23 protein-coding genes are annotated in these 22,795 nt (G+C 27.8%); 17 read left to right on the top strand and 6 right to left on the bottom strand.

Annotated elements, in window-relative coordinates:
* Positions 1 to 223: 223 nt before the first annotated feature.
* Positions 224 to 457, bottom strand: a complete 234-nt coding sequence (locus ACXYRR_RS02645) for a hypothetical protein (RefSeq protein WP_458597671.1) — start codon at positions 455 to 457, stop codon at positions 224 to 226.
* A gap of 239 nt (positions 458 to 696) precedes the next feature.
* Entirely contained in the window at positions 697 to 1,443 is a 747-nt protein-coding gene (locus ACXYRR_RS02640; RefSeq protein ID WP_458597669.1) for a hypothetical protein, read from the bottom strand.
* Positions 1,444 to 1,769: 326 nt separating this feature from the next.
* Here ACXYRR_RS02640 and ACXYRR_RS02635 point away from each other — a divergent pair, with 326 nt between their 5' ends.
* The 9 genes from ACXYRR_RS02635 (at position 1,770) to ACXYRR_RS02595 (ending at position 8,195) form a co-directional block, all read left to right on the top strand.
* Positions 1,770 to 2,408 carry a beta/alpha barrel domain-containing protein gene (locus ACXYRR_RS02635; RefSeq protein WP_458597668.1) on the top strand — a complete coding sequence of 213 codons (639 nt, stop codon included), beginning with the start codon at positions 1,770 to 1,772 and terminating at the stop codon, positions 2,406 to 2,408.
* Complete coding sequence (locus ACXYRR_RS02630) at positions 2,408 to 3,046, top strand: hypothetical protein (protein WP_458597667.1); 639 nt, start codon at positions 2,408 to 2,410, stop codon at positions 3,044 to 3,046. Before ACXYRR_RS02635 ends, ACXYRR_RS02630 begins: the two co-directional genes overlap by 1 nt.
* A 100-nt stretch (positions 3,047 to 3,146) precedes the next feature.
* Positions 3,147 to 3,707 carry a hypothetical protein gene (locus ACXYRR_RS02625; protein WP_458597666.1) on the top strand — a complete coding sequence of 187 codons (561 nt, stop codon included), beginning with the start codon at positions 3,147 to 3,149 and terminating at the stop codon, positions 3,705 to 3,707.
* Positions 3,700 to 3,996 carry a hypothetical protein gene (locus ACXYRR_RS02620; protein WP_458597665.1) on the top strand — a complete coding sequence of 99 codons (297 nt, stop codon included), beginning with the start codon at positions 3,700 to 3,702 and terminating at the stop codon, positions 3,994 to 3,996. Before ACXYRR_RS02625 ends, ACXYRR_RS02620 begins: the two co-directional genes overlap by 8 nt.
* Positions 3,997 to 4,004: 8 nt before the next feature.
* Positions 4,005 to 4,454 (top strand): PTS sugar transporter subunit IIA, encoded by a 450-nt coding sequence (locus ACXYRR_RS02615; RefSeq protein ID WP_458597664.1) that lies wholly within the window; start codon positions 4,005 to 4,007, stop codon positions 4,452 to 4,454.
* Complete coding sequence (locus tag ACXYRR_RS02610) at positions 4,444 to 4,719, top strand: PTS sugar transporter subunit IIB (protein WP_458597663.1); 276 nt, start codon at positions 4,444 to 4,446, stop codon at positions 4,717 to 4,719. The genes ACXYRR_RS02615 and ACXYRR_RS02610 overlap by 11 nt, the downstream gene beginning before the upstream one ends.
* A gap of 9 nt (positions 4,720 to 4,728) precedes the next feature.
* Positions 4,729 to 6,057, top strand: coding sequence for a PTS ascorbate transporter subunit IIC (locus tag ACXYRR_RS02605; protein ID WP_458597662.1), 1,329 nt, complete (start codon positions 4,729 to 4,731; stop codon positions 6,055 to 6,057).
* Positions 6,035 to 6,262 (top strand): hypothetical protein, encoded by a 228-nt coding sequence (locus ACXYRR_RS02600; RefSeq protein ID WP_458597661.1) that lies wholly within the window; start codon positions 6,035 to 6,037, stop codon positions 6,260 to 6,262. Before ACXYRR_RS02605 ends, ACXYRR_RS02600 begins: the two co-directional genes overlap by 23 nt.
* Positions 6,255 to 8,195: a transketolase-like TK C-terminal-containing protein gene (locus ACXYRR_RS02595; protein WP_458597660.1), complete on the top strand. Its 1,941-nt coding sequence runs from the start codon at positions 6,255 to 6,257 to the stop codon at positions 8,193 to 8,195. Before ACXYRR_RS02600 ends, ACXYRR_RS02595 begins: the two co-directional genes overlap by 8 nt.
* Positions 8,196 to 8,218: 23 nt before the next feature.
* On the opposite strand, the gene rsmA is transcribed toward ACXYRR_RS02595, so the two are convergent.
* The 3 genes from rsmA to mnmE are packed head-to-tail and all read right to left on the bottom strand — an operon-like array spanning position 8,219 to position 11,150.
* Entirely contained in the window at positions 8,219 to 8,995 is a 777-nt protein-coding gene (gene rsmA, locus ACXYRR_RS02590; RefSeq protein WP_458597659.1) for a 16S rRNA (adenine(1518)-N(6)/adenine(1519)-N(6))-dimethyltransferase RsmA, read from the bottom strand.
* Positions 8,995 to 9,798, bottom strand: coding sequence for a TatD family hydrolase (locus ACXYRR_RS02585; protein ID WP_458597658.1), 804 nt, complete (start codon positions 9,796 to 9,798; stop codon positions 8,995 to 8,997). Before ACXYRR_RS02585 ends, rsmA begins: the two co-directional genes overlap by 1 nt.
* Positions 9,798 to 11,150 carry a tRNA uridine-5-carboxymethylaminomethyl(34) synthesis GTPase MnmE gene (gene mnmE / locus ACXYRR_RS02580; protein ID WP_458597657.1) on the bottom strand — a complete coding sequence of 451 codons (1,353 nt, stop codon included), beginning with the start codon at positions 11,148 to 11,150 and terminating at the stop codon, positions 9,798 to 9,800. Before mnmE ends, ACXYRR_RS02585 begins: the two co-directional genes overlap by 1 nt.
* A gap of 161 nt (positions 11,151 to 11,311) precedes the next feature.
* Here mnmE and ACXYRR_RS02575 point away from each other — a divergent pair, with 161 nt between their 5' ends.
* Genes ACXYRR_RS02575 through dnaJ form a run of 4 tightly spaced genes read left to right on the top strand, consistent with a single transcriptional unit; the run spans position 11,312 to position 14,373 of the window.
* Positions 11,312 to 11,758 carry an MG284/MPN403 family protein gene (locus ACXYRR_RS02575; RefSeq protein WP_435128739.1) on the top strand — a complete coding sequence of 149 codons (447 nt, stop codon included), beginning with the start codon at positions 11,312 to 11,314 and terminating at the stop codon, positions 11,756 to 11,758.
* Positions 11,739 to 12,812, top strand: coding sequence for a hypothetical protein (locus ACXYRR_RS02570; RefSeq protein WP_458597656.1), 1,074 nt, complete (start codon positions 11,739 to 11,741; stop codon positions 12,810 to 12,812). The genes ACXYRR_RS02575 and ACXYRR_RS02570 overlap by 20 nt, the downstream gene beginning before the upstream one ends.
* A complete protein-coding gene (locus tag ACXYRR_RS02565; protein WP_458597655.1) occupies positions 12,796 to 13,206 on the top strand; it encodes an MHO_1590 family protein in 411 nt (136 codons plus the stop codon). Before ACXYRR_RS02570 ends, ACXYRR_RS02565 begins: the two co-directional genes overlap by 17 nt.
* 51 nt (positions 13,207 to 13,257) lie before the next feature.
* Positions 13,258 to 14,373, top strand: a complete 1,116-nt coding sequence (gene dnaJ, locus ACXYRR_RS02560) for a molecular chaperone DnaJ (protein ID WP_458597654.1) — start codon at positions 13,258 to 13,260, stop codon at positions 14,371 to 14,373.
* Positions 14,374 to 14,388: 15 nt separating this feature from the next.
* Here the strand turns inward: dnaJ and ACXYRR_RS02555 are convergent, their stop codons facing one another.
* The gene (locus tag ACXYRR_RS02555) at positions 14,389 to 15,198 is read right to left on the bottom strand and encodes a Cof-type HAD-IIB family hydrolase (RefSeq protein WP_458597653.1); all 810 of its coding nucleotides are present in this window, start codon (positions 15,196 to 15,198) and stop codon (positions 14,389 to 14,391) included.
* A gap of 252 nt (positions 15,199 to 15,450) precedes the next feature.
* Here ACXYRR_RS02555 and ACXYRR_RS02550 point away from each other — a divergent pair, with 252 nt between their 5' ends.
* From ACXYRR_RS02550 to ACXYRR_RS02535, 4 genes are read left to right on the top strand one after another with little or no spacing between them, the layout of a single operon-like run.
* A complete protein-coding gene (locus ACXYRR_RS02550; RefSeq protein ID WP_458597652.1) occupies positions 15,451 to 17,889 on the top strand; it encodes a putative immunoglobulin-blocking virulence protein in 2,439 nt (812 codons plus the stop codon).
* An 8-nt stretch (positions 17,890 to 17,897) separates the two neighbouring features.
* Entirely contained in the window at positions 17,898 to 20,645 is a 2,748-nt protein-coding gene (gene mip, locus ACXYRR_RS02545) for an Ig-specific serine endopeptidase MIP (RefSeq protein ID WP_458597651.1), read from the top strand.
* Entirely contained in the window at positions 20,632 to 22,200 is a 1,569-nt protein-coding gene (locus ACXYRR_RS02540) for an MSC_0624 family F1-like ATPase-associated membrane protein (RefSeq protein ID WP_458597650.1), read from the top strand. The genes mip and ACXYRR_RS02540 overlap by 14 nt, the downstream gene beginning before the upstream one ends.
* Entirely contained in the window at positions 22,190 to 22,795 is a 606-nt protein-coding gene (locus ACXYRR_RS02535; protein WP_458597649.1) for an MSC_0623 family F1-like ATPase-associated protein, read from the top strand. The genes ACXYRR_RS02540 and ACXYRR_RS02535 overlap by 11 nt, the downstream gene beginning before the upstream one ends.

The raw sequence follows: 22,795 nt of genomic DNA, 5'->3' as shown, positions 1-22,795 counted from the left end.
TATAAAATAATTTTTGCTATATTTTCATCTTCTTTGAGTGACTTAACAAACAATTCTCTCTGTTTTTCGTTATTAAAATAAAACCATACAATTGGTAATTCTTCACTTACTAGATAATTTTTAAATGAATTACCGGTAATTTTTACATTATTAATAAATTCGTTGCTCTTATAAAAAACTATATTAGGCTTCTGTGTGTCATCATTTAGGTTATATTGATGATTTAGTAAAATTTTAAGTTCAAAATTATTATCATTAAACCTTTTTTAGTTAATGACAATTGATTGATAAATGAATCTCTAACTTCTATTTTAAATTCTTTAAAATTATCATACCAGTTCTCTGATATAGTTATTTTCTGATTAAAATTCTTATTTATGTTTGATGTAATTACCATTGGAACTATTGATGTAATAAATAATGAAGTTCCTATTAGCATCTTAATTTTCTTTTTCAATACAACTCCTTAATTTATTATAAATAACAACTACTAATAAAATAATAGTTGATTCTTAGATATAGCAAATATAAGGTTTAATATTTAAATTCATTTTAATTAGTTTTTTAATATTTACACTCGTTTTATGCAATATCTAATTAAATAATAAACGAAAAATGTTGATAATATATAAAGTAACAAAAAAGCTTAATAAATTTCAATATTATTAATCTTTTTGCATATTATTTTTATACAATTTAGTTAATTAAATTCTTAGTAATGTTTCATAATTCGTTTATCCTTATTTTTTTAATTGATATGTTATTTATAAATCTTACAGCAGCGTGAATTAAAACTAATAAAGCTTCATTAGTATCTTTAAACTGCTGACCTTTAGCAGTCAGTTTTTGTGGTTGTCTTAAATAAAAATATAAACATCGATTTACAATTGACTTATAAAATAATTTTTTACCAAATCATCTATTTAATCTAGCAACAGAAATGTAGTCTTGAAAACGAATTTGTTGTTCGATAACCCCACTACGTTGTTTTTTGCGCTTTATTAAATATGAATTTTCAACAGAAAAATCGTTTATGCGATTTTTATCAAAATTGCTAAATTCTTGATCACTTATATGCATATTTACTTTAGTTTTAATATAAAAATATATATTAAAACTAATTAATGATAGATAAATTAAAAACAAACCAATATATACTCATATTATTCAAGTTTTATACCAAATTATGTTAATGATTTCTTCTTGTTGTTTTTCAGTGTAACTTTTTATTAAAATAACTTTTGCAGAAAATAATAATAAAAAAATAAAAGTTATGGTAGCAAAAAAAAGTAAGATTATTCAGTTATATAACATTCATGATTTAGTAGTTTTATAAATAACATTATTTATATAATATTTTCTTACATCGAAAGTGTCCTTTATGAATTTAAAGGAAAAAACAACTATTAATAACAAAATTAAGATCGAATATATATCTTTCATTATTCTCCTTATAAAATTATATATGAATATCTAATATAAATTTTTAATTTATTGATTAGATGTATTTTGGTTGATTTAGAAATATTTAATGCATTAATTTAATTATGAACATTCTAACTTTAAATAACATATTTGCTTCTGAGCCAAAACTTTACCATTTTTAAAATATATACTTATAAACTATTTTCCATACTTTTTCAATCAAATTATCATAATGTGGCAAAAAAATGAAAAAATATTCATTAATATCCTATATTACACAACTTTATTCGCTATATATATATATATAGGAAGCATAAAATTATTTATGGGTAATTGGAGATTTTATGAAATATTCACAATCTGTTGCTGCACTTAATTCATACATTTCGTTATCAAAACTTGATAGTTTAGTTAAAAATGGTATGAAACACATTCATATTGATTTTATGGATGGGGTTTATGTAAGTAATTTTGGGGTTACATTTTATCAAGCAGAGTTTTTAATTAATAGATATAAAAATGTGCATTTTGATGCACATTTGATGTTAAGTAATCCATATATACATATCAAAAAACTAATTAATATAGGTTTTAAAACAATTTTTATCCCAATGGGAATGGTAAATACAGAATTTTATAAAATCAAAAATGATTATCCACATATAGATTTTGGGATTATACTACAAGCAAATGACAACCCAATAAACTATAAAAATATTATTATAAATTCACAAAAAATACTTTTGATGACAATTGATGTTATAGGAAGAACAGGACAAAAGTTAAATCCTAAACTTCTTGATAAAACAAAAACTATCAAAAATATCAACTCGAACATCAAAATATATAGCGATGGTGGTTTAAGAAAAGAAAATGCATATTTATTTAGTTTGCATAATATAGATGTAGCGATTGGTGGCTCTATCATATACTCATTTGCAGATGAAAAAGATTTTTGTAACTGATGAAAGGATAATTTTTAATGACTTTCCAAACTATTATTATTATAGTTTTATCAACTTTGTTAGGATTTATTTTAATAGGTGTTATTATCTGAAGAATTTGATTGAAAGTAAACAAAAAAGAAGATAAAAATATTAACAACAAAATCGGATATACTTCAAAAGCAACAGTAGATAAGTTATTAATCTTAAAAAACCTTACTCAATCAAGTGTTTTAACCAATATTTTAATAAAAAATTCTTATGCTAAAAAAGGATTTTCAATATTAACTGGTGTTGTAATAACACAAGAAAAAATTTTTGTTATTAGCAACATTATAACAAGTTCAAATTTTGAAAAAATAAAGATAGATTCAAACAGAATCCTGCTGCAAGCAAATAAGAAAAGTAAATATAAAGAAAACTTTAAAATGTGTTGATTAAATGAAATAAATAAATGAATGAATCATAAAATTAAAGACTTTTTTGAAATAATAATACTCATAGATGAAAATATATCATCTGAATTAATCGATAATAATAGTCCATATCGTACCTTAAATATAAACTCCCTTTCAAAAGAAATTTCACAGTTATCAAAAAAGAATTTAAATGCAGAAAAAGTTGTTGAGATGTTATTGAAAAGAAACTTATTTAAAAAAAGCAATAATGCAATTTAACATCTTCGGTGCGTTAGTTTTAATAATAATTTTACTCATACAACTATTTATTCATTTTGTTTATTCGTTTAATTTAAAAATTAAGTATCAAAGAGTTGGGTTGAATATTAATGATAGGTTTTTGGTTAAGTTAAAGCAAGATATTGAATCAAGACATCATAAATCATTTGTTATAAGTTTAAAAACATCATATTTTAAAACATCATTGGATATTAAAAGATCAATTTTATATCTTGATAAGGAGTATCTTGATTCAAATATATATGCTTTAGTAAACTTAGTTTATTTTTATTATAAAACAAAACTAACAAGTGCTAAATGAAATATCAACCAAGAAATTTTAAAGTGATTTGTATTTATATTAACAACTGTTTTATGAATAGTTTTAATGATGAACTTTTGAATTGCTTTTATTATGATTTTGTCTTTTATAATGATTGTAATAACAATAGATTTTGGAGTTAATTATAAATTATCTAAACAAATTTATATACTTACAAAAAATTATTTTATAGAAAATTTTTATAACCAACATCTTGTATTGATATTGAGTAATTTAAAATATAAAAAGCTATTTATCTTAAGCAAATATAGTAATTTTTATATTAAATTTATAAGTGAAATTGTTTATAAATTTAAACATTGGGGAAATGATGAATAAAGAGAAAATTATTGAACATCTTATTTATAAATATGAAATGGATTTGGAGTATTTAAAATCATTAAATGATGAACAACTAAAAAATTTATATAAGCAAAAAGAAAATGAATCATTAATAATTGCTAAGAATCCAAACAAATTCTTTTATATCAAAAGTTTACCAATACCAAAAGAATATAAGCACAAAACAACAGCCAAAGGTGGAAAAATAATTTTCCTAGTATTTATTATAATGCTAATTTGGTTGTTTGTTTTGTTTATTACTGTCGCATTTATAAAATTTAAATAGGAGAAAAGATGAAATTATTTGATTTAATTATGCTAGAGTTTCGAAAAGATATAACAGACTGAAAACAAGCAATCCATATCGGTGTAAAAATGCTAGTTGAAAATAAAAAAGCAACTTGAAAACTTGAAGAAATGATTTTAGAATCCACAGCAACATATGGGGCATATTATGTCTTAGAAAAAGGTCTTGCTTTAGTGCATGCACCAGCAGGAGAACACTGCATTGAACCAGCAACATCAACATTAATTTTGGATAAAGAAATTGTTTTTAATGACCAAGAAGATAAAGTTGCAAAAATAATTATCACATTATCTGCTCCAGATAATGATTCTCATTTTCAGTTGATTTCACAGTTTGCACAATACTTTATGGATGTAGATTTCAAATCAAAAGCACTAGCAGTAAGTGATAAAAGTGAATTTATAAATTTATTAACAAGGAGTAAATATGAATTTTAGATGTGTATGTGGTTCGGGTTTAGGTTCATCACTACTATTAGAGATGAATGTTAAATCAGTTTTAGATTCATTAGGTGTTGAATATGACAGTGTTGAACACACTAATATTTCATCATTTAGCAAAAATGGTGTAGATTATGTAGTAGTTGGAGCAGATGTTGCTCCAGCACTAGATTTTCCAAAAGAAAGAATGGTTGTTTTAACCAACATATTATCAAAAACCGAATTAGAAACTAAGTTAAAAGCATTATTAAACTTAATTTAGAAAGGATGTATGGCATTTTTATTATGATTGCTTGGATTTTTAAAGGCATTCGTTGGTACACCTGCCCTATTAGTTGGAATTTTTACAATGATAGGTGCTTTGGTGCTACGTAAGAAGGCATCCCAAGTAATAATTTCTACATTTAAAGTCATTGTTGGATTTTTAATCCTAGGTGGTGGAGCAGGTGTACTTGTTGGTTCACTTAATAAGTTTCAACCTGTTTTTGAATCAGTTTATGGATTAAATGGAATTATTCCAAACAACGATGCATTTGCAGGAGCACTTGCTCAAGCATTACCATCAATTGCTACCCTAGGTTCAATTGTAATGCTGGTAGCGATGCTGTTAAACATTGTTTTAGCACTTACATCAAGATTTAAATATGTTTATTTATCTGGACATGTGCTTTATTACAGTTCATTAATGTTAGCAGCAGTTATGTATGTCATTGGGTTTGATTTTGAACATAAACCAGGCGACTTTGCTCTTGCTTTATTTACCGCATCTGCCTTGATGGCAATTTATATGGTGCTTTCTCCTGCAGTCCAACAAAGATATATGAAACAAATTATTGGAAGCAACGAAATTGCACTAGGACATACTGGTGGATTCGGATATGCATTATCAGGTTTAATAGGAGAAGGAATTAATAAATTAAAGAAAGGAAAAGTTTTATCAACTAAAGAAATTAAATTTCCCCAATCATTATTTTTCTTTAGAAATACTTTAGTTTCTATTTCCATAACTGTATTTGTTTTCTATTTAGCTGCCTTTTTACCAGGTGGTATCCTATATGAAATAGGTAAAATTAACGATAAAAATGCACCTGCTGCATATGAAGTTTTAACATCAGGAAACTGAGTAATTACAATGTTTGTGCAAGCGTTTACCTTTACAGCAGGGGTAGAAATAATTTTAGCAGGTGTAAGATTATTTGTTGGCGAACTAGTTCCGATGTATAAAGGATTTAGCGACAAATTAATTAAAAATTCTAAAGCCGCCGTGGATTGTCCGGTTGTATTTCCATATGCACCAAATGCTGTAATAATTGGGTTTATCTCTTCGTTTATTGCTGGTATAATAGGAATGTTCATCACAATTGGACTTGGTAAAGCGGCATTAATACCTGCAGTTGTACTACCAGGACTAGTTCCACACTTTTTCTTAGGTGCAACATCGGGGGTGTTTGGAAATATCATAAGGTGGTATCATTGGTGCAATTGTTGGACCATTTGTGGTAGGTTTAATTATCACATTCATTCCTGTAATCTTTGTAGTAGGAAATTGAGCTCCAACAGCAACCAATGAACTAGGGGTGCTAATTGAAAAAACATCTAAAAATATTTCTATAACATCACTTAACTGAGGAGATACTGATTACTTTATTGGATTTATTCCTGGTATCCTTGGTTTAATACCAAAAGTTGGTAAATTCGTAGCTTTTGGAGTAATTATTGCTGGTTATCTTGCTTTAGTCACAGATGGACTTATCAAAAGATTTGTTTTTGACAAAAGAAAGAAGGATCAACTACAAAATGCATAAAAAAAACTTTACCCATAAAGATTTCATTGCTAACATGCGTGCTGTAGCAATAGATGGAATTAATCACGCAAAACAAGGACATATCGGAATGGCACTTGGTGCTTCAGAAATATTTTATGCCATTGTTGGAGAAAGCTTAAAATTCTCACCAGAACATCCACATTGATTTAACCGTGACCGTTTTGTTTTATCAGCAGGACATGGTTCAATGGGACTTTATTCGTTATATCATTTGATGGGATTACTTAACTTAGAAGATATCAAACAACATAAAATGTATGATTCTAAAACACCATCACATCCAGAAATTGAAAAACTGGATTATGTTGATGCATCAACTGGACCATTAGGGCAAGGGGTTGGTATGGCTGTTGGTATGGCTTTATCAAATAAACATTTATCAAATCGTTTCAACCGTGAAGGACATCGCATTATTAATCATAATGTTATTGCTCTTTGTGGAGATGGAGATTTTCAAGAAGGAGTCGCTCTTGAAGCATGTGCCTTTGCTGGAACCAATAAGCTCGATTCATTGATTTTAGTGCATGATTATAATAATATGCAAATTGATACAGCTTCTGAAGAAGTAAATAATATCAATTTTGAAAAATATTTCAAAGCATTAAATTTCAATGTGCAAATTTTAAAAAACAATAATCCTGCTACAATTTTAGCTGCATTAGAACATGCTAAAAAAAGCACACGTCCAAGTTACATCCAGGTTCCTACTACAATTGCTTTCGGAACTAAGGTTGCAAATTCACCTAAAGGACATAATGGAATTTTAGATGAAAAAGCGACAGTAGAATATAAGCAAAATTTAGGTTTATCTTACACTAACCCGTTTGAATATGATCCAAATGCATATCAATTTGGCTCAAAATTATTAAAAACCAAACACGGATTTTATTCAAGATGAGAGAAGAAATTAGAAGCTTATCAAACTGAATTTCCTGAATTAGCAGCCGAATTAAAACAACTTATTAACAAAGAAAAACATTTTGATTTCAAAGATTTTCAATTTAAGCAAACTAGTCAAGCATCAAGAAACTATGTTGATGAAATTATGATTTATTTGGATAAAAATCACAAAAACTTCTTAGGAGGTTCTGCTGACTTAAGAGGGGCTACAAAAGTAGGATTTAACAGTGATCGTAATGTAAAATACGGAATTAGAGAGTTTGCAATGTTTGCAATTAACAACGGGATTGCATTACATTCTGGAATGCCAACATTTGGGGCAACATTCTTAGTTTTTGCCGATTATGGAAAGGCAGCATTGAGATTATCATCGATTATGCAACTGCCAAACATCGCTGTATTTAGTCACGATTCATATCAAGTTGGGGGAGATGGACCAACCCACCAACCGGTTGAACAACTTGCAACCTTAAGAAGTATTCCGAACTATCTAGTATTTCGTCCTTGTGATGAAAATGAGATGTTGAATTCATTTAAATATGCATTGAATTCAAAATCTACACCATCAGCAATTATTGCAACCCGTCAACCAATGAAGTCATTTAATTTACAAAAAGAAACATTTAAACCTGCCTACTTTATTTCACAAAATAAATCAGCTGTTGTAAATTTACTTGCATCAGGTTCAGAAGTTGAATTAGTATATAAAGCAGCAGAAGAACTAAAAAGAAGTGATATTGTTGCTAATGTGATTTCAGTTCCATCATTACAGTTATTGCTAGATGACAGTGAATTAATTTCAAAACTTGGGTTAGATAAACTTCCTAACTTTGCAGTTGAAGCATCAAATGATCCACTTTGATATAAATTAGCTTTATATCAAAAATTCGATGGACATTTTGCCAAAGATTTTGGTCACTCAGCACCCGGAGACTTTGTATATCATCTCAATGGGTTTACAAGTGAAAACATATTAACAAAAGTTAAAAGTTTTTTAGAAAAATGCAAATAAAACATCTGGCTTAGGCCAGATTTTTATATTCGTTTATTTAAATATTGATACAGCAAAATCACTTGTTCTATTGGAATCTCTTGGATTCGTATGTTTTCGTGCATTTTAAGACAGTTATAAGCAAATTGTATATCAGACATCGAATAAACACTTTTCAATGCACTTATAAGCTTCTTACGACGGTTTATAAAGCACAGTTTAAAAAATTCTTTATACGTATTTCAGGTGTAGTTATCAATATTATCTTTAAATTCTAAGGAAATAATTGCTGAATCTACTTTTGGAGCAGGGGAAAAACAAGAAGCAGAAACCACAAATTCTATTTTTACATTTGCTAAAAATTGACATGAAAGAGAAAGTTTGGAATATTCTTTACTTTTATAATTTGCAACAATACGCTGAGCTACTTCTTTTTGCACCATCAAAATCACCTTTGAAAATTTATCACGGTGTTCAAAAATTTTAAAAAGAATATCAGTTGTAATATAGTAAGGAATATTTGCAACAATGATGCTTTTAGGTAGATTTGATAAATCGACTTTCAAAAAGTCTTGCTGGTAGATAAATAAGCTTTCTGTATTGATATTTTCTTTTAAAACATTTACCATATCCGGATCGATTTCATATACATACACAGATTTAGCAATTTTGATAAGTTGCAATGTTAATGCACCTCTACCTGGACCTATTTCAACAATATAATCATATGTTCCAACAAGATTAATAATTTTATTAATAATATTTTTATCAATTAAGAAGTTTTGACCAAACCTCTTTTTAGCATATACTACATTTTTCATTATAAATTAAATAACTTCCTTAAATTTCGATTAATTCGATCTACAAATTTATCCATTCCGATTGATTTTAAACCTGAAATATAATAAGCAACATAAACAACTGTAATAGGTTCGTTTATTTGGTTGCGATATGGATGTACCCTTAAATAAGGAGAATCAGTTTCAGTTAAAATTCGGTCAAGTGGAAGCATTTTAATAACATCTCTGGTTTTATCAGCAGAACCAAAAGTTATTACACCACTGAAAGAAAAGTATAAATTCTTAAACTCCATAAATTTCTTTGCTCAATATAAATCTCCTGCAAAAGTATGTAACATACATTTTAAATTCGGATATTTTTTTAATATCTCATAGACATCTCGGTAAGCTTGATATACATTTTCTTTATCACGGATATGAATAACAGCAGGAAGATTATATTTATTTGCTAATTTTATTTGATTTTCAAAACTAAGCAATTGTTTTTCTTTTGATAAACCATCTTCATAATAATAATCTAAACCTATTTCACCGATTCCTACAATTAAATTTTGATGTTCATTTAGAAGTTTTTCAACTTGCAGATAGCCATTTTCACCTTCACCAGATTCGGGGTGGATACCGATGCAAGCTTTTATAAAATGATATTTCAAAGCAAGATTGATACATTCAAGATTGTTTTTGTGAGAGCCCCCGTTATTAATTATAAATTCAATATTGTTGTTGCTAATGCCAGCAACGATATTTTCAATCTCTTCTTTTTTATAATACTCTGTAAACAAATGACAATGAGCGTCGATAAATTTGTTTTTTTTATTTGACATTATTTTCCTAAACAAAAGTTTGCAAACATCACATCTAAAAGGTCTTCGCGATTAGCGTTTCCTTTGATATTTTGCAACTCATCTCAAGCATTATATAAATCAATAATAATCACATCGTAAGTTTGATCGTTTTGTAAGGATTTTCTTGCTTCCTTGATTGAATTTAGTGCAGATTTTATTAGTGATAATTGACGAGTGTTATTAAAAATTCTTTCATCAAAAATGTTAATATCTGCAAAGTTCTTAACCATTGCTTCTTCAAGCTCTTTGATGTCATTATTCAAAGCAGAAACATTAACAATGTTAGTATTTTTATTATTAACCAAATCCGATTTATTTTGAACTTTTATATAAAATTTCCCTAGTTTTTGACTCTCTTTAAAAATCATTTCATCAAATTCATCTTCTTTTTGACTTGGATCAAGGATGTGAACCACTAAATCAGCTTTTTGAATTTGCTCAAGTGATTTTTTTATCCCAATTTGTTCAATTACTTCTGTTGTTTTTCTTAATCCTGCTGTATCAATAAGTTTAAATAAAATCCCATTAATTTGATAACTTGCTTCAACTAAATCCCTGGTGGTTCCTGCAATATCAGTTACAATTGCTTTTTCTTCGCTTAATAATGTATTTAAAATGCTGCTTTTACCAACATTAGGTTTACCTAAAAGAGCAACATGAACTCCGTCAAAAATGTATCTACTATCTTCAGAAACTTTTACAATTTGCTCAAGTTTTGTAATTAAATTTTCAACTTTTTCAAGCATCAAAGGAGTAGAAACTTTTTCAACATCTTCATATTCAGGATAATCAATATTTACTTCACAAATACCAATTAATAAAGCTAAATCATTAGAAAATTCATCAATCAGTTGTGATGCTTTACCGTTAAATTTATTTACACTTGCAAATGCTTGTGAAGTAGTTTGTGACATAATTAAATCATGTATCGCCTCTGCTTTAACTAAATCCATTTTACCGTTTAAAAATGCTCTACGGGTAAATTCACCTTTTTCTGCTAATCTGCAACCATTTGCTAAAAGTAGTTCTAATACCTTATTTGTTACTACAATTCCACCGTGACAATTAATTTCAATCAAGGGTTCACCAACATAATTGTTATAAATTATTTTTCCTTTCGATTCTTTACCGACAAACCACATTATCAAGACTTCATCAACTAAAATATCGTTATCAAAAATATGACCATATGTAATTTGATGATCATCTCCAACCTTACCATTAAAAATTTTTTTAACTATCTTAACGGCATCTGGACCTGCTACACGAACAATAGAAATCGGTTGATTTATTCGTGAACCACTACTAATTGCTGCTATATTTTCGTTCATTTTCTTATTATATAAAATTATATATTTATGTAAAAAAAATGTGGAATTTCAATTAAAAATTCCCGTATTAGTCCGTATTTAGTTCGTCTGTAATAATTTCCATAATTTTATATTTATAAATGTTATAAATTAAAAGGGGAAACCTCAGAAAAAGGAAAACTATGGCAGAAATAAAACCGTACGTAGATGATCAATTTGTATTTAAAATTGACTTAAAAAAAGACACATTATTAAAGAACAAAAACAACTATAATTTTAAACTAAAAATTATGAAATCCTTATTTGATTCATATGAAAAATATTTAGATCATATTCGTAAGAAATTGATTAGGATTCGTTTTAATACCTTAGAGACAGAAGAAAATAGGATTGCTGAATTAAAAAATTTTGAAAGAAAACTAAATGATAAAAATGATATTATTCACACAATTTTAAATTATCTTACACCACGAAATGCTTGGATTATTGAAAAATGCTATTTAGATCGTGCAACTAGGAGTAAAACAACTTGATATGAAGAACACTTTTCTAAAACAACCTTTTATAAGTATAAAAAAGATGCAATTAATCAGTTTGTAGGTTACTTTTATGATTCCTTATTATTATAATTATGATGATGTCCAGCGAAGCAGTGAGTTAATTGTTGAAAATGTTACATATAATATTGAAGATAATCAAGTTGTAAAAACATTTAACAGAAATTTTGAAATAGAAATTATAAGAAATTTAGGTGCAAAGAAAACTGTAATTTTGTTTCGAACTTTAAATGGTGCAAATGCAGTTGAAAATCTTCATAAATACAAAGTGCATATTTTTTATGGTAATAAAGATCACGATATCTTTGATGCAAGTTTGCAAAGATTTGGTTTAATTTATGATTTAACTAATGAGAACAAGCAAATTTCGATAGTTTTAGCAACCGATGATGATAAACCTTTAAGAAAAATCAAAATCCAAGAAAATCATATTAAAAATTATGTTGATAATTTAATCATAAAAGAAAATTTAGCAAAACTTTTAATCCCTTATTCTATTACTTATCGTATTCATAATAAAAAGTTAGAGATTAGCAAAAGGTATTGGAATGTCTTTTTAACTTTTGATGATTTAAATACATCAAAAGGTGTGACAACACCTTTAAAATTATATGTTTATCGCGATAAATCATATGATGAAAAAATAGAAAAATATCTACCAAACTCCACGTCTTTTGATGTAATAAAAAGTAATTATGCAGCAAGTTTTGATAAAGATAAAAAAGAGCAAAAGATAGAATTAGCAGATAAAAAAGTAGCAGGAATTAATAAGATAAGCTACAATTTTGATTTTGTTACATCTGCAAAGGCAGAAGATGCAAAATTGATTCAAAAAATTGATAATTCAGTTGTAGTAAATAAAAACTTTTCAGGTGAGTTGAATTCTAAGTTTTACATTGAAACAAATTATGCAAAGTTTATAATCAACCGCAAACAAAACTTTAAAGCATTGAGCAAACCAAGTAAAGCCAATTCATTAATTATTCAAGAATTGCCGATAAATAATTCAGAAGAATTTAAAAAACAAATTTTTAAATACTCTGTTTTAATTGAGAAACTCTATGACATAAATACTTTTAAACTTAATCAGTGAATTAAAAGAAAGAAAAATGAAGAAGATTTATAAATTCACAATATCTATATTAGTAGGCTTTTCGATTGCAGGAGTTGGTTATGGAATATACACAGTAGTAAATAAAAAAGAAGAAGTTAAAGAAGAGAATACTAATAAAGAAGATACGGTTCCTATTAAAGAGAAAGAGATAGCAACATCTTTTCCAATTCTAGAACCTAGGTATTTTGCTAAATATGTTCAAGAAGACGAGTATGGTAATTATATTTTAGATAAAAAAATAGTTGAAGAAATAATCAAAGATATTATCCGTAGGTTTGCTAAGGAAAAAGGGCAAATTGATTTTAATTATGAACAAATAAATGAAAAAGAAATACTTTTATTATTAAAATATAGTGATAAAAGTGATAGTGAGATTAAAAAGTATCTTATTAAATTAGAAGAATAAAAAATTAAAAAATTAGCAAATAAACAAAAAATGTGCTAAAATTTAAATACTATGAGTACAAAGAGAGATTATTATGAAGTTTTAGGAGTAAGTAAAACAGCAAGCGAGCAAGAGATTAAATCAGCTTATCGTTCGTTAGCTAAAAAATATCACCCAGATAAATCAACTGATGCAGATAGTCATACAAAGATGCAGGAAATAAATGAAGCATATGAAGTGCTTTCAGATTCTAAAAAACGTATTGCATATGATCAATTTGGACATGCTGGAGCAAATGGACAATATGCAAATGGAGCAAATTATTCGGATTTTGCAAGTAGTTTCGAAGGGTTTGGTGATATTTTTGAATCAATATTTTCAGGTTTTGGTGGTGGTTCTCGCAAAACAAGCAATCAACCACGAAAGGGTCAAGATATCCATGCAACAATGGAAATTACTTTTATGCAATCTTTAATGGGTGAAAATATTAAACAAAAGATGTATAAAAATGAAATATGTTTACATTGCGGTGGAAGTGGAGCTGAAAGTGCATCTGATATCCAAACTTGTTCAACATGTAGAGGTAGTGGTCATGTAACCAAAGTGGCACGTGGTATCTTTGGACAAATGCAACAGCATGTTGTTTGTGGAACTTGTGGTGGAGTTGGTAAAAGAATAGTTAAAAAATGTAGTGTATGTCGTGGTAACAAATATGAAAGACAACTTAAAACTGTTAACTTACAAATCCCACAAGGAATAGATGATGGTAGAGAATTAAGACTCGATGGTTATGGTGAACCGGGAATTAATGGTGGATCATCAGGAGATATGTATATTCAAATACGTATTAAACCACATAAACATTTTAAACGCAAAGATAATGATTTATATTTAAATTATCCAGTATCAGTTTTTGATGTATTAGCAGAAAAAGATATTATAATTCCTACACCTTATGGTGATGTAAGTTATACATTAAAAAGAAGTTATGTATCTGGTCAAGAAATTAGAATTCCAGGTAAGGGCGTTAAAAACAAATATGGAGTTGGTAATTTAATTGTTATTTTAAGTTTTATAGTTCCTGATATTTCTAGAAAAGAAGCAAAACTACTTAATGAAGTTCTTGCACAGATTTCAGATACAACTAATTCTGACATTTATAAACAAATTCAAAAGACATTAAAATAGGCAGATAAAATCTGCTTATTTTATAAATTGTTCTATATAACGAGCTAATCCAGATTCAGAACAAGGAAATTTTGTAACTTCATCAGCAATTTCTTTTAATTCAGGAACAGCATTAGCCATTGCAACTAATTTACCAATATGTTCTTTAGCAGATGCATCATTCATTGAATCACCGATATGCATCGCATCTTTTGGATCTATTCCTCATAATTCACATAATCTTGCCTCTTCTGAACCCTTAGAAATACCTACATTTGTTATTTCGATAATATTGTTGCTTCCAGATAAAGAAACATTTAATTTTCCATCAAATTTTTCACTTCATTTTTCAGCCAGCTTTAAAATCTTATTTTTTGATAGACTTCAAATCAATGCTTTAGCAGGTTCAAAATCTTTATTATATTGTGAATATTTTTTTGCTGTTTTTTTACCAAAACCCATTACTAGACGATAAAATCAGTTTTTGGTATATGCATGTTCTCTTGGATTAGAATCATAAACAACAAAGCATTTATTTTTCTTTATTTCATCAAATAATTCATTAGCAATATCTTTTGGAATAACAACTGAATGTACAACTTGTCCATTTATAACAGTTTGTGCACCATTTCAAGCAATATAAGAGTTTGAACCTAAACTTTGAACAATAGCAAGAGTTTTAGGATTAACCCCCCGTCCTGTTGAAACTACAATTGGAATAAAATTTTGAACTTTTTTAACTATTTCCTTAGTAAATTCGGTTACTTCTTTTTGTCAAAACTTTTCTCCAGGACCATCAATTGCTGTTCCATCTAAGTCGATAAAAATAATTTTAGGTTTATTCATAATTTAATTATACAAAATTATAATTTACCATAAAATACTGCTATAAAAAAATTTTATGAATTTCTTTTATAAAATGAAAAAATAATATAATTTTGCATTAGAAAATAAAAGTAAAAACTTTTTAAAGAAAAAAATCTTTTATTTTTAGTAAAAATACTATAATAACAGTATAGAAGACATTTTAAGTAGATATGTATGCATATATTTCATATATATATATATATATATACGTGTCAATCGAAGGAGTGTCATATGAGTATAAAATTAAAACGAAAATATTTGATATTAAGTGGTTTAGTAGTTGGTACATCACTTGTTTCAAGTGTCACTGGCTCAGTCCTGTATAATTTTTCACCCACCTCATCGTCAGATAATATTAGCAACCTACCTGAATCAATTAATAAACCAGTTTTAGAAAATATAAATCATACTGATATAACAGCTGGTATTAGTTCAGCTGTTGATTTAAATTTGCCTAAACCAAAAGAAAATGTTAAAAAAATAGATGAACCTACTGTTAAGACAACTAAAAAAGTTGATGAAAACAAAGAAGTGACAAAAACTAAGGAAACAGTTATTTTAAATCAAATTGAAAAACCAAAACCGATAGAAAAACAAGAGTTAAAACAAGTTCCTGAAAAGAAAAAAGATGAACCAAAACCTGAAACAAAACAAGAAATAAAGAAGAGTGAACCTGCTTCAGCACAAAAAATAAAACAAATCGTTATAACCCCACCAAAAGAAGACGAAAAGAAAGAATTACCAATTGCTCAACCTCCAAAGCAGGAAGTAAAAAAACAAGAAAACTTTAGTCCTAAACAAGAACAATCGAATAAAATATATATTCAAGGTGTACCTGTTGATGCAGATGTTACACAAAATCCAGGAAGAACAATTGCTCAATATGATGTAGAACGTGATATCGCTAATCGAAGACCATATTCACAGGAAATAAATAAGGTTCTAAATAGTATTACAGTTACAGACCAACTGACTAACAGGGTTTTATCTAATGCAGTTGCAGCATTTAAAACCATACATGATAATCCGAATGATACAATAGGGTTTATTAAGCAAATTTTTGATGATAAACAATATAAAACAGAAACTGAACGCGATGCTAATATTCAAAGTTATATTAATCAACAACCATGAGTTTGAGAAATAAAACGATATCAATACAGTAGATTAATAGATTCACCTAATATCAAGTATTTTTTAAAGAATCCAGCTGATTATGAAAAATTTAAAAATTACCCTGATAAAACAGTTCGTGATTGACTCTTAATAGAAAATATTGACTTTTCTAAATTTACCCAAATAGATCCAAGTGCATATTCGGAATTACAAAAAGGATTTGTTTTAGATCCGAGAGAAATTTATATCACTGAAGATGGAAAAATTAACTCACGTGCATTTGGTCAACCAGATGAATTTAACTCAGTTTTAGGTGTACAAACAAGAGATAATGAAACTAGAAGAACCTTTAGGATCTCAGGACCATTTCGCCGTGATGGTGATTCAATTTTAAGTGGTAATTATAAAGACTGAAATAAAACTGATATAAAAAATGAAGCAAGATTTGCTAAATATGATATTCAAGGAATAAAAGGTATTAATATTTATAAACTTACAGCAAAGCAAAAAGTCGATGGACAACTTAATGAAGGAACTGTTTTAGAAATTAATATGTTTGATTCTAAAGCATATGCTAAAACAAAAGAACTTTTGGAAGGATTTAAAAAAGATAATATTAATATAACTTCATATCGTTTCTTAAATATGGGCGCAACATCAGCAAACCAAAAATTTAAAGAAATTTTAGATTTATTACCACAAAAAATCCCTCAATTAGAATTATTCTTCGATGCATCTGCTGCAAATACATCTGCATTAATAGAGCTAGAATACAAAGAAATCGATGAATTAGGTTTATATACAACCGGAAATGCACTTTCAGAAAAATGATCAATTAACCCGTTAGCTCTTCGTAAAACCGCTTGGGTTAATACACTAGATTATAATGTAAGTAGAGATTATCCAGCGAATTCAAATATAGCTACTAGAATTGTATTTGACTCTCTTGCTTTTGAAGAAAGTGATATAAAAAAGAACACTTCTGATCCATATTCAAGAATTAATGATGGTTTAAGAATGGCATATTGAACTAGAAATAATGAAAAAATATTTGAAGGAAAAAGTGGAGGTGGAAACCATCCCGATAACAATGAAAGTGGAAACAGTTATCCGTTAGGTCTTGATTTTTCTAGAGCACCATCAATTCGTTCATTGCATGGTTTAGTATTCTCAGATGTAGTTAAAACATCAAATGCTCCAAGAAAAATTAAAAGATTATTATTATTTAATGATTCAGAATACTTTAACATTTCTTCTAAAGAATTAAATGATGCAGGTTTTGAAAACATCGCTAAAGGAGAACCGGGTCCACCAGATGCAAAAATAATATTTAGTAACAACAATACAACTAAATATGTTTATTTAACCGGTTCAGATCAATTAACATCACGTGGATTAGGTTATTTAAAAGATTTATTTGATTTAGCTAAACAACTTAATAAAACGACCATTTATGTACAACCACAAGCAATAGAGTTAAAAAAACAACTTGAATCAAATGGATATACAGTTGCTGTATATAGTCAACAAGAAGATGATCTTACATTAACTTAGGAGGTTATATGAATAAAATAAAACGATTTAGTATTTTATCTGCATCCTTATTAATTCCAGCAACAATTGCTGTTGCTTGTGGAACCAAAGAGGACAAAAAAGATACTAATGGTTCAGTAACAAAAGGTGGTTCAGTTAGTTCAACCGATTCAGGAGGAGCAAAAAGTTCTTCTGATCAGGATGGAACACGAAGTTCTAATGACCCAGGGAGTTCAAGTTCTTCCGGTGGTTCAGGTGGACAATCTGTTGGTGTGCAAAAACCAGTTAAACCTATATCAAAAGCAGAATTTGCTACAATAGTTAATTCATTAAAACCAGATGACCAATTTGAATTAGTTGCGACAAACACATTAGTTCCTACCACAAAAGAAAATACACTTCCTACAAAAGTTTTTGATAACTTGCAAAATTGAAGCATTAAGGTTAAAGATAACTACATAAATCAGTTTAATGCAGTTTTAACTAATGCAACTTTAGATGGAAATAATCGTGCTAAGGCAAATCAAGAAGGTAAATTAACTATATATGTTGAATTCACCAATCCTACTAATAAAAAAGATACCATTGTGAAAAGTTATGATATCAGTGGATTTAAGCAAGGTATGGAAGAAACTATCCATATCCCTGCTCCAAGTAATGACGAATTCAAAACCTACTTTAATAAAGATTTAAAACAAAGATATGATTATGATAATCAAAAATATACTGATTCATTTGTTAAATATGCATCTGCTGATGGTTCTTGGGAGAGTTTAAGTGGTGGACTTTTCAAAAAAACAAGTGCATCTGAAATAGCAAGTTTTAATCAAAAAGCAGCGTCGGTAGGTGTTTCTGATTATCGTAGCAGTGTTGTTAAAGGTTTTTCTACACCTGTTTATAAATCAGATGGGAGTGTGGATGGATTATATATTAATCAAGAATCACAACCAGCACATCCGAGTTGAGTTGATTCATATGGTAAGAAAGAACCGTTTAAAACAACCGGATTAGCTCGTACACTACCTAATCAAACATATGTTGATATTGCAAAACAAACATATGCAATTAATATTGGGAACTTCTTAGTTTCCGGTGATGAAAATATTCGTAATCAAGTTGCTAAAATACTTGAAAACAAAGAAGATTTAACTGAATTTATAAAAAAATTAAGTGATCCACAAAGAGTTAAATATTACACTGAAAGACTTACTAAAAATCCAGGATCGCAATGAAAAGAATATGTTCGTGATGAAGTTTATAACGAACTTGTTAAAGAAAATAATAATGATTACACAAAAGTTAATAAACTTGTAAATGATTATTTAGAAATTTATAAAGCACCAATGCGCAAGCAACTTGAAGCAGCAAATTTCCCTGCTGATGTAAAGCAAAGAGTTCTAAATGAAATTAATTCATCTGTTGCTTATAATTCATTAATTACCCTACCTATTTTTGCTAAACAACAAGATAATATTGGTGGAACAATGTGAATTATGGATTATCAAATTCCAGATGATGGAAGCTACCCAACTAAGTTTTATTTTGGAACTAATTTACATGTTGCTGATGCGATTAAAGAAGGAAGGTTTGTTGGTTTTGGAATAACCAGAATGAATAAGGATGTTAATCCTGTGTTAAATACCTTAAAATTAGTTGGATTAAATAGTCCTGCAATGTTTAGAACTTTTGGATTTAACAAGGAAGCAATTCGTAGAGTTTTTGATGCACGTGATTTTCTTAATACTAAACCATCAGATTATTTAGCAGAACCACAAAAAGATTTATATAAAAATGCTGAAGAATTTGCGGATTTTGCGGTAGTAGAAATAGATTTTGCAAAAGCAGATTTATCAAAAGTTTTGATAAATACTAATGAAGCGTCCAATGCTGCAGCATTAGCAAAATTGGTTACTAATGATTATAAGGACTTACCAGATGATAAAAAAGTTAAATTCTTACCTAATTCGTATTTAAAAGATTATCAAAAGATTAATGTCCCCTTAGCAGTTAAGAAAAACGAAGAAAATTCATTAAATAAATACGATCAATTATTTATTCTAGGTTTCCCGTTAGCTGATTCAGGTAGTTGAAGAGATTTTTATCTAAAAAGATATATTGATGATGACCAAATTAATGTAGCAAAATATTATCGGACCTTATGAATTAATTCTGATCCTGATTTTTATGACTATAAGGTAGGAGAAAACGATTCAGATCAAAAAACCCAAGAACGACTGGCTCGTGGGAACCGTTTATCATACGATTTAGCATATCGCACCTTTATTGATAAACCTGGTCTTACTGATGCTTTCTTATCTGCACCTGTTTTATCTCACGGAAAAAGTCCATTACAAAACCTATATACATCTGATGATAATAAGCAATATATCAACTTTGGTTTAGAATACATGCCACGTTGATATGCTCCAGGTGGTGGTGCATCTGGTTCGTCGGTTCGAAACCAAAAAAACGAGTTAGTTGGAATTTATCATTATTCTAATCCAACAGCAAGAACCGGTTTAGCAGCAGCATTTAGATCCGAAGGATACAGTTATAATGGATTATATGGAAGCTATAATTTACCACAATATGATTTAATTTATGGTGGTGGAAAAGATCAAAAGAATTCATATCGTGAAGCAATGTCTAAGTTAAATGTCGGTAAAACTAACTTATTTCCAAATGGATTTGCAAGCGAAAACATCCCAGAACAATTTAAATTTACTAATAATCTATTAACATATCAAAATACCAAGGAAAATAATGAACAAAATTAATAAAGTCATAATCAATCGTAAAATTTATAATGATTATAGCAATCGACTTAATTCTAAATCGCAGAGTTGATGAAGCACTATTTATAAATATATTTTAGTTTCTTTCTTTGTAATTTCGGTGTTAGTTGTTGTCAACTTGCTAGATAAATCTATTTTCCTTACATCATTACTTAGTCAATCTGCTTCGGATAAACCATATTCAGATTTATTTAACTTTAATTCAGTAATTTCAAGGCAAGATAATGCTGTAATAATGCTGCGCTTTAGTCCACTTGTATTTGTGTTCTTTTATTCAGTGTTTAAAAACTTCAAATCTATAGAACAACAAAAAGAACGTATTGCAACCTATTTAATTTTTTATTTACTATATTTCACTTTATCGCTTATATCATTGTTTTCACTCTTTTTTGCATTAACCAAAGATACCACAACAATCGCTCACGATGTATTTAATTTGTATTATTTATTAATTCCGCTATTTTTAATTAATGTTGCGTATGAAATATATACTTATATTTATAAACGTAAATCAGAACCACTTTTATATGCTTCAATATGACCTTTGGTAATTCAAATAGTTTCACATACTATCTTGTTATTATTTACCTTAATTAATATGTTTTTATGAGATGCAAATGCTTATTTTCCTGAACCTACACAAGAAAATCCAGATACCATTAGAGCAACAGTCCCAGGTAACGAATTAATAAAAGGTTCAGAATACTTATTATTTTCAAGCAAAAACTCTTATTGAGCAGCTGTTGATGCATTATTTAATGTTAAAGCTGCTAAAAACCTAGTAATCATTATTTTATTATTTATCTTAGTTGGTTTATCTATTTTAGGAGCAAATATCAAAAAAGTACTTCGTTATAGTGAAAATGAAATTTCTGATAATGCTTCTAAAGATAAATTTGTTTTATATTTTGCTATTATAGGTGTTTTATTGTTATTAGTTATTAAAACAATGACTATCAATTTGCGAAATCGTCTTACCTTATTAGATGGTGGTGATTCATATAATTATTTATACATTTTATTCATAGTAATTGGATTCTTAATTACAGCTGGATATTTTGTTGGGATTGAATTTTTCTTTAGAAAAAATAAAAATACTGCATTATTTACCATTTATATGTCCTTAACACAAGGATTGTTATGAATGCTATTAACAGTTTCAATCTTTGTTATATCTAGCCCAAGCGATTATGTATATAATGTCTTTGCTATAACTATCTTCTCTGCAGCAATTTATATTCATTATATTGTTCGTCATAAAAATATAAATCGATTATCAATTTTTGCAATTCTTAGTTCCTTATTTTTACATAGCTCATTAATCTTTATCTATGCTTTAAATCACTTGTTAGTTGCTCAAGATAACTTTATGTTGATATCAGCGCCTACCCCAATTTCCTTACTTAAAATACTTACCATTATTAATTTAATTGTTGTCGGATTGTTCTTTATCTCAATTCTTATTTACACTTATGTTTGATTACAAAAAATTAATTTTGCATCTAAAAATAAAGGAGTAATTACTCATGAAAAATAAAACTATACTAGTTGAAACACCTGAACTTTTAGAGGTTTATAACTCATATAACCAACTTGTTTCAGAATCAAAATTCGTCAGTTACAAACAATTCTTTGCTTCTGTTTTGTTAAAACTTAATTCAAGTTTTAATTCAAAGGAATTTGAAAACTTTGAGGAACAAGTTAAAAAGGCATTTAAAAATAAATATGATTTACTTTTTCAAAAATTTGTAATTACTTTTAATTTAAATCCAAAATTTAGTCTTAACAAACTAGTTCCGATGTTAGCTAAATATGAATCATCTAATAATCAAGCAATAAGTTTTAAAACACAATCTTTTGATTTGGTTGTTAACCCAGATGAAAATATAGATGAATTAAATTTAGAAATTGCTAAATATCAAAAAGTTGACGGAGAGGTTTATCTAACTGAAAATCCTAACCAAAATGAAGACAAATTTGAAATTTTATTAAATGAAATTAATTTATCTTTATTAAGGTTGCTACTAGGTGGTTATGTTGTTGAAATTCTACCTAACATAGTTTTATTTATTTCAAAATATACCAATGCTTTAAAACTTTTCTTTAATAATAATATTTTAAAAGAAGAATAA

The organism is Mycoplasma sp. 246B, assembly GCF_054353935.1.
This window is presented reverse-complemented; position numbering and strand designations above follow the sequence as displayed.